This window comes from Shewanella sp. AS16 (assembly GCF_021412365.1).
Classification (GTDB): Bacteria; Pseudomonadota; Gammaproteobacteria; order Enterobacterales; family Shewanellaceae; genus Shewanella; species Shewanella salipaludis.
In genome coordinates this window covers 829,657-843,763 of the sequence record NZ_JAKCLK010000001.1, presented here as the reverse complement: position 1 = coordinate 843,763, position 14,107 = coordinate 829,657, and the positions used below count along the sequence as shown (strand labels likewise).

The following is a 14,107-nucleotide window of genomic DNA, read 5'->3' as shown; positions in this document are numbered from 1 at the left end:
CATTCGGGTTTAAGGAGTCTATTTATGCAAAAGGCAATCAGGGATTTTCTCAGTCAGGAGTCGGCCGGCGGCATCCTCTTGTTAGTGGCGGTGGCCTTGGCCATGCTCTTCGCCAACTCACCGCTTTCCGGTCTGTACCAGAGCCTGCTCGGCACCGAGTTCCAGCTGCGACTGGGCGAGCTGGACATAAACAAGCCCTTGTTGTTATGGATCAACGATGGTCTGATGGCCTTGTTTTTCCTGTTGATTGGCCTGGAAGTCAAACGTGAGTTGCTCGAAGGGGCGCTCTCGAGTGTGGCCAAGGCTTCCTTGCCCAGCTTCGCTGCCTTGGGCGGCATGTTGTTTCCCGCAGCCATCTATCTGTTGTTTAACCATGGCGATCCTGTGACTCAGGTCGGCTGGGCCATCCCGGCGGCGACCGACATCGCCTTCGCGCTCGGGATCATGGCCCTGCTCGGCAGTCGGGTGCCGGTTGCCTTGAAGGTGTTTCTGCTGGCGCTGGCGATCATAGACGATCTCGGGGTGATAGTGATCATCGCCCTGTTCTACAGCAGCGACTTGTCCATGCTGAGCCTGGCGATTGCCGCCTTGGCGATCTTGGTGTTGGTGATACTCAACCGCAGCGGAGTGACCTCGCTCACGCCTTATGGGCTGTTCGGCTTCATTCTCTGGGTCGCAGTGTTGAAATCCGGAGTGCATGCGACCCTCGCCGGGGTGATCATCGCCTTCTGTATTCCGCTGCGGGCCAAAGATGGCAGTTCACCCTCGGAGCAGTTGGAGCATAGCCTGCACCCCTGGAGCACCTTCCTGATCTTGCCTCTGTTCGCCTTCGCCAATGCCGGGGTCGCCCTCGGCGCCATGGCGTTGACGGATATTGTCTCGCCAGTCCCGGTAGGCATAGCGCTAGGTCTGTTGCTGGGCAAACCCCTGGGCGTGCTCGGCTTCAGTTATCTGGCGGTCAAGTTAAGGCTGGCCGAGTTGCCCTCAGGTATCGGCTGGCGCCAGATAATGCCCGTAGCCGTGATGTGCGGTATCGGCTTCACCATGTCCATGTTTATTGCCTCTCTGGCCTTCGAGCACTCGGGCAGGGACTATGGGGATCTCGCCCGGTTGGGGATCTTGCTGGGCTCCATGCTGGCGGCGGGAATAGGTTATTTCTGGCTCGCCAGGGTGCTGCCTGCCGGCGCGCCGCGTCGGTCCGATGCGGACAAAGTCTGAGGCGAATGGGATAGCTTATTATGTCGCATCTGAACTATAACCATTTGTATTATTTCTGGATGGTGAAGAAGTCCGGTTCCGTGGTCCGTGCCGCCGAGGCACTTTGCCTGACGCCCCAGACAGTCACAGGACAGATACGGGCCCTGGAGCAGCGGCTCAACGGCAGCCTGTTCACTCGGGTCGGCCGTTCGCTGGAGGCGACCGAGTTGGGGGAATTGGTATTTCGTTACGCCGACAAGATGTTCAGTCTGAGCTATGAAATGCTCGACCTGCTCAACTATCAAAAGGATGCCGCAACACTGTTCGAAGTGGGCATCGCCGACGCCTTGTCCAAGGCGCTGGTAAGTCGGGTCTTGCTCAGCGTGGTGCCGGGCGATGCCTCCATGCATTTAGCCTGCTATGAGTCTTCCCACGACGACTTGATGAACCGGCTGCGGGAACATAAGTTGGATATGATCCTATCCGACTGTGCCGGGGAGTCGCTCAAGTATCCGGAGATACTGTCGAAGAAACTCGGTGAGTGTGGGGTCAGTTTTTTCTCCTCCGAATCCTATCCCGTCGCCTTCCCCGCTTGCCTGGAAGCTGCGCCTCTGTTGATCCCTGGGCGACGCACTTCCCTGGGGCAACAGTTGTATCGCTGGTTCGACGAGCAGGGTCTCAAGGTCAGTATTTTGGGGGAGTTCGATGATGCCGCCATGATGAAGGCCTTCGGCTATTTCAGGCGGGGGATTTTCGTGGCGCCTTCCATCTATCGGCAGGAGATCCTCTCCCATGGGATGCACCTGTTGGGCGAAACCTGCGACATCAAGGAAGAGTACCATGTGATGTTTGCCGAACGTATGATCCAGCATCCGGCGGTCAAGCGTCTGCTTGCCACCGATTTTGCCGAGCTGTTTGCCGGGCGGGATCGGCAGGTGCAGGCCTCGATATAAGCATAAAGAGAATCGACACTGTGGGCCGCGAACGGTAAACTAGCGGCAATTTAGCCGTGAGGGAGAAGAGTGTTGGAATTAATGAACATCGCCAGAGTAAGGTGGGCTTGCCGCCGTGGCATGCTGGAGCTGGATGTCCTGTTTCAGCCGTTTGTCGAGCATGAGTATCAGCACTTGTCCGATGCCGATAAGGCGCTGTTTATCCGCTTACTCGAGGGCGAGGATCCCGAGTTGTTTGCCTGGTTCATGGGGCATGAAGCCTGTCCGGATCCCGAACTGGCCCGCATGGTAGTGCAGGTACGTGGACGCGAGGCGCCATAGTTTCCGCCTCGAAGCCTCTTTCGACCAGCGGCTGTCGCTGGTCGTGCTCGCCTGTGTCTGCCTGAGTTCCTTTCTTGCCTGGCCCGAACTGGAGCTATTCTGGTATCGGCTGCTGCAGTTACTGCTGTTTCTCGCCACCCTGATATTTTTTAGTTACCAGCTATGGTCACTCGGTCATTGGCAGCGGCTGCTGGTGCTCGACGACCTGGGTGCAGCCAGCTTGGGGGCGGACGAGGGTTGTCGACTGCAGGGGAAACCTTGGGTCACGCCTTTTGCCTGCCTCATCTATCTGCATACGCCTTCGGGGAAGCGCTTGTTGATCGTCTGGGCGGATATGCTGGACGACGCCGACTATCGCCGGCTATGTCGTCTCTTGCTCGGCCACAGGCCAGATTAGGCTCATTCACATGAGCTGGCCTGTCAATCTGGCTGGAGTATGGTGGGGCGGGGAGCGTCATTCTTGCTCGGATGATCGATATTATAGTGCAGCCCGCGGCTTTCCTTGCGCTGCATGGCGCAGCGAATGATCAGCTCGGCAACCTGTACCAGGTTGCGCAGTTCGAGCAGGTTATTGCTCACCCTGAAGTTGCTGTAATACTCCTGGATCTCCTGCTGCAGCATGGCGCAGCGGCGCAGTGCCCGCTCCAGACGTTTGTCCGAGCGCACTATGCCGACATAATCCCACATGAACAGTCTCAGCTCATGCCAGTTATGGGCGATCACGACTTCTTCGTCCGAGTTGCTGACCTTGCTCTCATCCCAATGGGGGAGCATGCCGGGCATGGCTATCTTGCCGAGCTGGCTGTCGATATCCTGGGCGGCGGCGCGGGCAAAGACCAGGCACTCGAGTAACGAGTTGCTGGCCAGGCGGTTGGCGCCATGCAGGCCGGTATAGGCGACTTCGCCTATGGCATAGAGGCCATTGAGATCTGTCTGGCCATGCAGGTCCGTCATCACTCCGCCACAGGTATAATGGGCGGCGGGTACCACGGGGATCCTGTCTGTGGTGATGTCTATCCCCAGCTCCAGACAGCGGCTGTAGATGGTCGGGAAGTGCTTGATGACAAAATCCGCCGGCTTATGGCTGATATCCAGATAGACACAATCGGCCCCCAGGCGCTTCATCTCATAGTCTATGGCCCGGGCGACTATGTCCCGCGGCGCCAGCTCGGCGCGCTCATCGAATTCCGGCATGAAACGGCTGCCATCCGGGCGGCGCAGGTAGGCGCCTTCACCGCGAAGGGCCTCGGTCAGCAGGAAGTTACGGGCGTCGACATGGTACAAACAGGTTGGATGAAATTGGTTGAATTCCATGTTGGCCACCCGGCAACCGGCGCGCCAGGCCATGGCGATACCATCGCCACTGGCGACATCCGGATTGGAGGTATATTGGTAGACCTTGGAGCAGCCACCCGTTGCCAGTGCGACAAACTTGGCTCTGACCGTCTCCACATGCTCCTGATCCCGGTTCCATACATAGGCGCCCAGGACCCGGTTGCCCGGCAGATGCAGCTTGCGGCTGGTGATAAGGTCTATGGCATTGTAACGCTCGAGCACCTGGATATTGGGGTGGGCGAGTGCCCGCTCTTGCAGCGTGGTCTGGACCGCCTTACCCGTGGCGTCGGCGGCGTGCAGTATGCGCCTGTGACTGTGACCGCCTTCGCGGGTCAGGTGGTAGGGGGCATCGCCCGTGTCACCCTCGGGGGTTTCTTCCTTGTCGAAGGCGACACCGCATTGGATGAGCCACTGCATGGCCGCCTTGGCATTTTCGGCCGTGTAGGTGACGACAGATTTATCACATAGACCCGCGCCTGCGACCAAGGTATCGGCGACATGTGACTCTATGGTATCGCCTTCGTCGAACACCGAGGCTATGCCGCCCTGGGCATAATAGGTCGAACCTTCGCAGAGTGGCCCCTTGGAAAGCAGGATTACTTTTGATTTTTCAGCGAGATGCAATGCGAGCGTCAGACCGGCGGCACCGCTGCCAATAATCAGAATATCAGATTGGTGTTCAACTACTTGTTTCATCAGGTATCATGGTGTGGCTGGGAGTGCCAGCTATGGTAAACCAACTTTAGCCTTATGGGTACTTTCCTGTGGTTTTGGCTATTTTTATAATTTTAAGAACTTTTTCAACGCACGCTAGTCTACATAAGTGAATATGATTCGAGCGACTGAGAAATCAGCATTTTAGATTTGGGAGAAGTCGGCTCGGATGAGTGGACCAATAAGTGATCAACAATTAGTTGAGCGCGTACAGCAAGGAGATAAAAACGCTTTTAACCTGCTGGTGCTTAAATATCAGAGCAAGGTGTTCAGTTTGATTTCCCGTTATATGCGAAATCAGGCCGACATTGCCGATGTGGCACAGGAAGCCTTCATTAAGGCGTATCGGGCTTTGCCCAATTTCCGTGGTGAGAGTGCGTTTTATACCTGGTTGTACCGCATAGCGGTCAATACCGCAAAGAATCATCTGGTATCGCAAGGGCGCAGGACGCCTGCCAACGATGTCGATGCCGAAGATGCCGAATACTATGAAGGCAGCGACGCGCTCAAGGAGTTTGCCTCCCCGGAGCGGCTGATGTTATCGGACGAGATCAAGAAAGTGATCTTCGATACCTTGGAGTCCCTGCCCGAAGAATTGCGTATGGCCATATCCCTGCGTGAACTCGATGGCATGAGTTACGAAGATATTGCCAACATAATGGATTGCCCCGTGGGGACAGTGAGATCGCGTATCTTCCGTGCCCGTGAGGCCATAGATAAAAAGCTCCAGCCTATGCTGGAAGAGTAACAACCTATTTTGACAGGTGAATAATGGATAAATTAAATCCGGAATGGGTATCTGCCGCGGTCGATGATGAGACTGATGCGCAGACGTTGGCGGCCTTGTCTGCCGATACACATTCGCATAGTCAGTGGCAAAAGTATCACCTGATAGGCGATGCCATGCGGGGCGAACTGCCTCAGACTATTGACCTGGATTTTGCGGCCAGGGTTGCAGCGGCAATCGAGTCTGAGCCGGCATTGGTGGTATCTGAGCCCGAGGTTGCCACCCAGGCGAACCAGAGCAAGGTGGTGCCTTTCTTCACACAATCGCTCAAGCAGTTCGGCCAATATGCCATAGCTGCCAGCGTCGCCCTGGTTGCTATCGTTGGCGTGCAAAATTACAGTCAGGATGCAGACAATGGCCAGTCTCTGTCGCCGGTATTGGTGACCCGTCCCTTGGTAGGCAGTGCTTCTCCCGTCAGCTTCCAGACAGGGGCAGTGAAACAACCCCAGGGGTATACCAACGAGCAAGTGATAGAGCAGCGCCGCCGCATCAACGCCTATATCCAAGATCATATGTTGCAACAGAGATTGAATACCGGGGTGGTTATCGATGACAATAGCGAGGATACCCCCGTTTCTGTCAATCAATAACAAGGAGTTAACTTGCGTTTAATCCTGCTGGTGTTGGCGGCCCTGGTCTTTCCCGTGGCCGCCCAAGAAGATATGTCAGCCAAGACCTGGCTGAACAACATGAGTCAGGCACTGCGGGATAAAGAGTTTAAAGCCTCTCTCATTCAGCTCCAGGCCGGTCATGTGCGTCCGTTGGTTTACCTGCATGGCATAGTGAACGGTCAGGAAATTGCCTTCCTCGAATACCTCAATGGTCCGCCGAAGAACGCGGTCAGAGTCGGTAATACTGTGACTTTTATCGAACATGACCAAGCCCCTTACAGCGTGGTTGCCGGCAGACTGCAGGGCATATGGCCCGCCGCCTTCGCCGGTGATATCGGCGCCTTGGAAACCAGCTACCAGTTTATCCTCGGCGGCCGTTCGCGTATCGCCGGCCGTCCTGGACAGATGATCCGCCTGCTACCCTATGATAATTCGCGCTATGGCTATCAGGTGTGGCTGGATATGGAAACCTATTTGCCACTGCGCTTCGACATGCTGACCGAAGACAGGCAGCTGCTGGAACAGCTGATGGTGATCGAACTGCTGGAACTGCAGGAGCCGCCGGCGCTGTTGCTCGAAGCCTACAAGCATGAGTGGCCACCTGTGATAGATCAGGCCGAACGTCAGGAAGGGCAGAACTGGCAGTTTGCCTGGTTGCCCAAGGGTTTCAGTGTGTTGATCCGGGATCATCACAGGTTAATCGGCAGCCATGAGGCGGTGGAATATATAGGTTTGACCGATGGCATGGCGAGTATCTCCGTCTACGTCGCCAGGGCCGGCAGCAGCCCGCTGCCGGAAGAGTTGCTCACTCGAAATGGACTCTCCCTGGTGACAGAAAAGGTCGGTAATGCCGAAGTCGTTGCCCTGGGCAAGGTGCCGATGGAAACCTTGAGCCGCATAGCCAAGAGCCTGACGCTCGAGTAACGGGAGCCGAGTATGATGGAAGAAATGGCCAGAGTGGTCAGTTATGATGCTTCTGGCTGGGCGACCGTCGAGGTCGAGATTAAGAGTGGCTGTAATCACTGTGCCAGCAGTGAGTCTTGCGGCACCTCGGCCGTGGCCAAGGCCTTCTCTCCCAAGACCCAACAATTCTCAATTCCCTGCGACCAGGCCTGCCGCCCCGGCGAGTTGCTGAAACTCGGGCTGCCGGAGAGCGTGATCCTGAAGGCGGCGGCGCTGGTTTACCTCCTGCCCTTGCTGGGGTTGTTCGTCGGTGCCGGCATGGGACTGCTCATGGCTTCCGGATTTGCGCTGGCCAAAGATCCGACTGCCATTGTCTTCGGCGCCTGTGGGGCGCTGCTCAGCTGGTATTGGGGCCGGCGTCTGGCGGCGAAACTCGAAGCCCAGGCTCAACCTGTGGTTTTGGCCTATTTAGGTGCGGCTGTCAGTCTGCAGCGCCAGCCCGATTGAAGCCAGCCCTTGTTAAAGGGCTCAGAGTCGCGGCAGATATGTCAGCCCTTAGCTCTTGGGTCATAGGGCTTAACGGCAACTAACGTTGAATCTGATTGGTATTGACACTGCAATCAGGTACAATTTCGCTCCTTTAATCCGTATCCATTTTCAGAATTAGTCATTGCAGCATAATGAAACACATTAGAAACTTCTCGATTATTGCCCATATCGATCATGGCAAATCTACCTTATCAGATCGCCTTATTCAGGTTTGTGGCGGGTTAACCGACCGTGAAATGGCTGCACAGGTTCTGGACTCTATGGATCTGGAACGTGAACGTGGCATCACCATCAAGGCCCAGAGCGTGACTCTGGATTATAAGGCCAAAGACGGTGAGACCTATCAGCTCAACTTCATCGATACACCCGGCCACGTCGACTTCTCCTATGAAGTCTCGCGTTCGTTGGCCGCCTGTGAAGGCGCCTTGTTGGTGGTCGATGCCGGTCAGGGCGTAGAAGCCCAGACCCTGGCCAACTGCTATACCGCGCTGGAAATGGATCTGGACGTGGTGCCGGTACTGAATAAGATTGACTTGCCCCAAGCCGATCCCGAGCGTGTCGCCGCAGAAATCGAAGACATAGTCGGCATAGATGCCATGGACGCGGTGCGTTGTTCGGCCAAGACCGGCTTAGGCGTCGATGAGGTGCTCGAAGTGATAGTGGCGCAGATCCCGCCGCCGCAAGGCAACCCGGAAGGACCACTGCAGGCCTTGATCATCGACTCTTGGTTTGACAGCTATTTAGGGGTGGTATCTTTGGTGCGGGTGATGAACGGCGTCCTGAAAAAAGGCGACAAGTTCAAGGTGATGTCGACCGGACAAACCCATACCGCAGATCGCGTCGGTATCTTCACCCCGAAACAAACCGACAGGCCGCAGCTGGGCACGGGTGAAGTCGGCTATGTGATCGCCGGCTTGAAAGAAATCCACGGCGCCCCTGTGGGCGATACCTTGACCCACGCCAAGCATGGTGCCGACAAGCCCTTGCCTGGCTTCAAGAAGGTCAAGCCTCAGGTCTATGCCGGGGTGTTCCCCATTTCCACCGACGAGTACGAGAACTTCCGTGACGCGCTGAACAAACTCAGCCTCAACGATGCCTCCTTGTTCTTCGAGCCCGAGACCTCATCGGCGCTGGGCTTTGGTTTCCGTATCGGTTACCTGGGCCTGCTGCACATGGAGATCATCCAGGAGCGCTTGGAGCGCGAATACAATCTGGAGCTGATCACCACGGCGCCAACCGTGGTCTACGAAGTCGAGATGACCAATGGCTCGGTTGTCTATGTCGACAATCCATCGGATCTGCCGGCGACCAACAACATAGCCGAAATTCGTGAGCCCATAGTCGAGGCCAATATCCTGGTGCCGAAAGACTACCTGGGCAACGTCATCACCCTGTGTATCGAGAAGCGCGGCTCGCAGAAGAACATGGTCTACCACGGCAATCAAGTGGCGATCACCTACGAGATCCCCATGGCGGAAGTGGTGATGGACTTCTTCGACCGTCTGAAGTCGACCAGCCGGGGTTATGCCTCGCTGGAATATAACTTCATACGTTTCGAGCCGGCCGACATGGTGCGCCTGGACATCCTGATCAACGGTGACAGGGTCGATGCCCTGGCCATGGTCATCCACCGCTCAAACATACGTCACCGTGGTTTGGCGTTGGTGGAGAAGATGAAAGAGCTTATCCCGAGGCAGATGTTCGATATCGCCATTCAGGCGGCCATCGGCAGCCAGGTGATAGCGCGCTCGACCGTGAAGGCGCTGCGTAAGGATGTGACGGCTAAATGTTATGGCGGCGACGTTTCTCGTAAGAAAAAACTTCTTAATAAACAAAAAGAAGGTAAGAAACGTATGAAGCAAGTCGGTAACGTCGAAGTGCCACAGGAAGCCTTCCTGGCGGTGCTGAAGCTTAACGAATAACAGATTTTGTGTTACCACTGAGTCAGATATTGCGCCGCAGTTTGCGGCGCTTTAGTTAGTTTACCCCCAGCAACTGCCGCGTCGCGACGCCGGGCCATGGGTAACCTAACTAAAGCCTGTTCGCCGGGCAATGTTCCCTATTGATTGATTTATATTTTGAGGCAGGAGTTTGTAACTATGGCAGCCTATTTTTCGCTGATATTAGTGCTGGTTACGCTGGGAAGCGGACTGATTTGGATGTTGGATGCGCTCCTGATGGCACCTAAACGCCGTGCCAATCTGGCATTGGCACAGGCGAGCCAGACAGAGTTGAGCGAGGACGCAATAGATAAGATCATACGTGAGCCGGCGCTGGTCGAGACGGCCCATTCCATCTTCCCCGTGATCGCCTTCGTGCTGATATTGCGCTCTTTCATCTATGAGCCATTTCAGATCCCATCGGGCTCCATGATGCCAACGCTCTTGGTCGGTGATTTTATCCTGGTCGAGAAGTTCAGTTATGGCCTGAAGGATCCCGTCTGGCGCAACAAGCTTATCGAGACAGGCGAACCTGAGCGCGGCGATGTGGTGGTGTTCAAGTATCCGGACAACCCGCAGATAGACTATATCAAGCGGGTGGTCGGCTTGCCTGGGGATCGTATCATTTACCGCAATAAACAGCTGTTTCTGCAAAAGGCCTGTGCCTCGGTGCAAACCCAATGCCCTGGGCCCGAGTTGGTCAAACACCTGGACGTCAGCCGTGGCGACTTTACTCAGGATGGCGTGCCCTTGCTGAGATACAAGGAGCAGCTGGGGGATGTCAGCCACGACATACTGCTCAACCCGACCCGCCCCGACATGCTGGGCTATTTCCATCATCAGTCAGGGCATGCCATGGGGGAATTTTTGGTGCCTGAAGGCCATTACTTCATGATGGGGGATAACAGGGACAACAGCACCGACAGCCGCTTCTGGGGCTTCGTCCCAGAGGCGAACCTGGTCGGCAAGGCTGTGGCTATCTGGATCAGCTTCGAATTCGAACGTACCCCGGCGGATATACTGCCGACTTGGGTCCCAACCGGCATCAGGTTCGAACGTGTGGGTGGGATCATTTGATGATGGAGCCCATTAAAAACTTGCCGCGCCTGTGTCGCACCTTGGGGTACGAATTCAGCAACATGGATTTGCTGACCCAGGCATTGACCCACAGGAGCGCCGCCAACAAGCATAACGAGCGGCTCGAGTTCCTCGGCGATTCGATTCTGTCTATTGTGATTTCCGATGCCCTGTATCACCAGTTCCCCAAGGCGACCGAGGGCGATCTCAGCCGGATGCGGGCGACCCTGGTGCGTGGCGATACCCTGACCCTGATCGCCAAGGAGTTCAAGCTCGGCGATTACCTCTACTTGGGCCCGGGAGAGCTCAAGAGCGGTGGTTTCAGGCGCGAGTCTATCTTGGCCGATGCCGTCGAGGCCATCATAGGTGCCATCTACCTGGACGCCAACCTGGATGTATGCCGGGACTTGCTTCTAAACTGGTATCAGGCTCGCTTACAGGAAATTAAACCCGGGATAAGTCAGAAAGATCCCAAGACCTTGCTGCAGGAGCACCTGCAAGGCTTTAAGAAACCCTTGCCCGACTACCAGGTGATCAATATCGAGGGCGAAGCCCATGATCAAACCTTCACAGTCGAGTGTCGGGTCGATGGCTTGAGCCAGAGCACCATAGGGGTGGCCAGCTCGAGAAGAAAAGCGGAGCAGCTCGCTGCAGCACAGGTATTGGAGTTGTTGAAGAAATGAGTAAAAAGAAAGGTTTGACTGACGTTCAGCCACAGCAGACGACCGAGCCCAGCTTGGATGAACTGCTGGCTAAGATGAATCAGTCGACACCGACGCCGGTGGCGCAACATGATGTCAGCTACTGCGGCATGGTCGCCATAGTGGGGCGTCCCAATGTCGGCAAGTCGACGCTGTTGAACCGCTTGCTGGGGCAGAAGGTGAGCATCACCTCCAAGAAACCCCAGACCACACGCCACCGCATCATGGGTATCCACACGGATGGCCCGCGGCAGATAGTGTTTATCGATACCCCAGGGCTGCATATCGAAGAGCAGCGGGCCATCAACCGTTTGATGAACCGTGCCGCCGCCAGCTCACTGGCCGATGTCAGCATGGCGATCTTCGTGGTCGATGGCATGACCTGGACCGCCGACGATGAAATGGTGCTCAGTAAACTGCGCCGTGGCGGTGAGGAGCGCAAGACAGTGTTGGCGATCAACAAGGTCGACAATATCAAAGACAAGGAAGCCCTGTTTCCCTATCTGCAAGAGATAGCCAAGAAATATGACTTCGATGAGATACTGCCCATCTCCGCCAGCAAAGGCACCAATGTGCAGCGCATCATGCAGCTGGCGAATGAGTCTCTGCCCGAGGGGCCACACTTCTTCCCGGAAGACTATGTGACCGACAGATCCCAGCGCTTCATGGCGTCCGAGATAGTGCGGGAAAAACTGATGCGCTTCCTCGGCGACGAGTTGCCCTACGATGCGACGGTGGAAATCGAACAGTTCAAGATGATGGAGAATGGCGTCTACCAGATTAACGCCCTGATCTTGGTCGAGCGTGAGGGTCAGAAACGCATGGTGATAGGCAACAAGGGCGAGCGTATTCGCACCATAGCCACCCAGGCGCGTCTGGACATGGAAACCCTGTTCGACAACAAGGTCTTCCTCGAGGTCTGGGTCAAGGTCAAGTCGGGCTGGGCCGATGACGAGCGGGCACTGCGCAGCCTGGGTTATGGTGAAGACTGAGCCGGTGAAGACTCGCCCGGCAACGCGCCTAGGCTAAAGCCCATGGAACGCGGTTATGTGCTGCACCATAGACCCTATAGGGAGGCCAACGTCCTGGTGAACCTCCTGGTCGATGGCCATGGGCGTATCGATGCCGTTGCCAGGCTGGGCAGCGGCAGGCGCTCCATCAAGAGTATCCTGCAACCCTTCCAGCCGCTCATTTTTGAATTTTCCGGCAAATCCGAATTAAAGACCCTGACCCAAGTGGAGGCCGGCGCTCCGCCCGTGCCCCTGTCCGGCCATGGCCTGTATGCGGGCATGTATCTCAACGAACTGTTGGTGCGTACCCTGTCGGTGCATCATGGTGCCGAAAACCTGTTCATCACCTATCATCAGGCGCTGATGGCGATGGCCGCGCGGTTTTGTCAGAGCCAGCTGCGTTATTTCGAGCAGTCACTCCTGCATGAGCTCGGCGCCATGCCTTCGTTAGCCATGGATGCGGCCGGCGACCCTTTGGAGGCAGTGATCTATTATCGTTGGGTAGCGGAAGAAGGCTTTTGGCCGACGCTGGCAACCCATGCGAGCAACAGTTTCTCCGGTGCATCCCTGATGGCACTCGAGCAACATACAATAGAAGCCACTCACTTTGCCGAGCTAAAGCAGCTGATGCGCTTGTTGTTGCACCCCCTGTTGGGAAATAAACCCCTCCTCAGTCGGCAGCTTTTCAGCCGCAGTGTGCATGCCAAAGCCGTGAAATAAATTCGCTTTCTTGGCGGGGATTTTGCGCTCAGATGGCGGTTTATTACCTGCAATGCGGCCGAGTTTAGGTATACAATAAGCCGCAATCAGCCGTCATTAAAAAGGAGTTCCCGGTGAGTGGTATCTTATTGGGCGTGAACATAGATCATATTGCCACCTTGCGTCAGGCCCGTGGCACCCGTTATCCAGATCCTGTCCATGCGGCGGCCGTTGCCGAGCATGCGGGTGCCGAAGGCATCACTATTCATCTGCGTGAAGACAGACGTCACATCATAGACAGAGACGTGTATCTGTTGGCCAAGACCCTCAAGACCCGGATGAATCTGGAAATTGCCGTCACCGAAGAGATGCTGACCATAGCCTGTGAGGTCAAGCCCACCTATGTGTGTCTCGTGCCGGAGAAGCGCCAGGAAGTCACCACCGAAGGTGGTCTGGATGTCGCCGGGCAGCTGGAGAAGATCAGCGCTGCCGTGGCTCGCTTGGCGGAGCAGGGCATCAAGGTATCGCTGTTTATCGATGCCGATAAGGCGCAAATCGATGCCGCCGTCGCCGCGGGCGCCCCGGTTATCGAGATCCATACGGGTTGCTACGCAGATGCGAAAACTGATGCCGAGGCCGCGCAAGAACTGGCCCGCATCAGCGAGATGGCACAATACGCCCATGGCAAGGGCCTGGTGGTCAATGCGGGTCATGGCCTGCACTATCACAATGTCAAACCCATAGCCGCGATCCCCGAGCTGTACGAGCTCAACATAGGCCATGCGATCATCGCCAGGGCGGCGATTGACGGCTTGGCGACCGCGGTCAAGGACATGAAGACCCTGATGCTCGAAGGACGCAGGGGCGAATAATGGCGATCGTCGGTTTAGGCACAGATATTGTCGAGATTGAACGCATAGAAGCCCAGCTTGCCAGGGGCGGCGACAAGCTCGCCAAACGGGTGCTGACCGAGGCCGAGTTGGCGATATACCATGGCATGGGGCAACCCGGGCGCTATCTGGCCAAGCGCTTCGCCGCCAAGGAAGCTGCGGCCAAGGCCCTGGGCACAGGCATAGGCAGGGGGGTATCCTTCCAGCATATCCACATAGGCAACAATGCCGATGGGGCGCCGACAATAAGCTTCAGCGATGGGGCGCTGGCCAGGATGCAGGTGCTGCGGGCCGTGGTAGGGCATGTGTCCATCGCCGACGAGCAGCGCTACGCGGTGGCGACAGTGATCCTGGAAACCTCTGACTAGGCAGTTTTGCCGTATCTCGCCCTAGCATCAAAGGAGCCGCCAGGCTCCTTTG

16 protein-coding genes are annotated in these 14,107 nt (G+C 56.3%); 15 read left to right on the top strand and 1 reads right to left on the bottom strand.

Going from position 1 to position 14,107, the window contains the following annotated elements:
- Positions 1-24: 24 nt before the first annotated feature.
- The 4 genes from nhaA (at position 25) to LZP73_RS03755 (ending at position 2,868) form a co-directional block, all read left to right on the top strand.
- Positions 25-1,218 (top strand): Na+/H+ antiporter NhaA, encoded by a 1,194-nt coding sequence (gene nhaA, locus LZP73_RS03770; protein ID WP_234233114.1) that lies wholly within the window; start codon positions 25-27, stop codon positions 1,216-1,218.
- Between the two features lie 20 nt (positions 1,219-1,238).
- Positions 1,239-2,150 (top strand): transcriptional activator NhaR, encoded by a 912-nt coding sequence (nhaR, locus tag LZP73_RS03765; RefSeq protein WP_234233113.1) that lies wholly within the window; start codon positions 1,239-1,241, stop codon positions 2,148-2,150.
- A 72-nt stretch (positions 2,151-2,222) separates the two neighbouring features.
- Positions 2,223-2,471, top strand: coding sequence for an FAD assembly factor SdhE (locus tag LZP73_RS03760; protein WP_234233112.1), 249 nt, complete (start codon positions 2,223-2,225; stop codon positions 2,469-2,471).
- Positions 2,452-2,868, top strand: coding sequence for a protein YgfX (locus LZP73_RS03755; RefSeq protein WP_234233111.1), 417 nt, complete (start codon positions 2,452-2,454; stop codon positions 2,866-2,868). The genes LZP73_RS03760 and LZP73_RS03755 overlap by 20 nt, the downstream gene beginning before the upstream one ends.
- Before the next feature lie 23 nt (positions 2,869-2,891).
- Here LZP73_RS03755 and nadB read toward each other — a convergent pair whose 3' ends face one another.
- Positions 2,892-4,502, bottom strand: coding sequence for an L-aspartate oxidase (gene nadB, locus LZP73_RS03750; protein ID WP_169563478.1), 1,611 nt, complete (start codon positions 4,500-4,502; stop codon positions 2,892-2,894).
- 187 nt (positions 4,503-4,689) lie between these two features.
- Here nadB and rpoE point away from each other — a divergent pair, with 187 nt between their 5' ends.
- The 11 genes from rpoE (at position 4,690) to acpS (ending at position 14,055) form a co-directional block, all read left to right on the top strand.
- On the top strand, positions 4,690-5,268 hold the full coding sequence (gene rpoE, locus LZP73_RS03745; RefSeq protein WP_169563477.1) for an RNA polymerase sigma factor RpoE: 579 nt from the start codon (positions 4,690-4,692) through the stop codon (positions 5,266-5,268).
- A 23-nt stretch (positions 5,269-5,291) separates the two neighbouring features.
- Positions 5,292-5,897, top strand: a complete 606-nt coding sequence (locus LZP73_RS03740) for a sigma-E factor negative regulatory protein (RefSeq protein ID WP_234233110.1) — start codon at positions 5,292-5,294, stop codon at positions 5,895-5,897.
- A gap of 12 nt (positions 5,898-5,909) precedes the next feature.
- Entirely contained in the window at positions 5,910-6,842 is a 933-nt protein-coding gene (locus LZP73_RS03735) for a MucB/RseB C-terminal domain-containing protein (RefSeq protein ID WP_234233109.1), read from the top strand.
- Between the two features lie 12 nt (positions 6,843-6,854).
- Entirely contained in the window at positions 6,855-7,328 is a 474-nt protein-coding gene (locus LZP73_RS03730; protein WP_234233108.1) for a SoxR reducing system RseC family protein, read from the top strand.
- Positions 7,329-7,501: 173 nt separating this feature from the next.
- Positions 7,502-9,292, top strand: coding sequence for a translation elongation factor 4 (gene lepA / locus LZP73_RS03725; protein WP_234233107.1), 1,791 nt, complete (start codon positions 7,502-7,504; stop codon positions 9,290-9,292).
- Positions 9,293-9,469: 177 nt separating this feature from the next.
- The gene (gene lepB / locus LZP73_RS03720; RefSeq protein WP_234233106.1) at positions 9,470-10,387 is read left to right on the top strand and encodes a signal peptidase I; all 918 of its coding nucleotides are present in this window, start codon (positions 9,470-9,472) and stop codon (positions 10,385-10,387) included.
- 2 nt (positions 10,388-10,389) lie between these two features.
- The gene (rnc, locus tag LZP73_RS03715) at positions 10,390-11,070 is read left to right on the top strand and encodes a ribonuclease III (protein WP_169563640.1); all 681 of its coding nucleotides are present in this window, start codon (positions 10,390-10,392) and stop codon (positions 11,068-11,070) included.
- Complete coding sequence (era, locus tag LZP73_RS03710; protein ID WP_234233105.1) at positions 11,067-12,080, top strand: GTPase Era; 1,014 nt, start codon at positions 11,067-11,069, stop codon at positions 12,078-12,080. Before rnc ends, era begins: the two co-directional genes overlap by 4 nt.
- 42 nt (positions 12,081-12,122) lie before the next feature.
- A complete protein-coding gene (gene recO / locus LZP73_RS03705) occupies positions 12,123-12,818 on the top strand; it encodes a DNA repair protein RecO (RefSeq protein WP_234233104.1) in 696 nt (231 codons plus the stop codon).
- A 113-nt stretch (positions 12,819-12,931) separates the two neighbouring features.
- Entirely contained in the window at positions 12,932-13,669 is a 738-nt protein-coding gene (gene pdxJ / locus LZP73_RS03700; RefSeq protein WP_234233103.1) for a pyridoxine 5'-phosphate synthase, read from the top strand.
- The gene (acpS, locus tag LZP73_RS03695; protein WP_169563468.1) at positions 13,669-14,055 is read left to right on the top strand and encodes a holo-ACP synthase; all 387 of its coding nucleotides are present in this window, start codon (positions 13,669-13,671) and stop codon (positions 14,053-14,055) included. Before pdxJ ends, acpS begins: the two co-directional genes overlap by 1 nt.
- Positions 14,056-14,107: the final 52 nt, after the last annotated feature.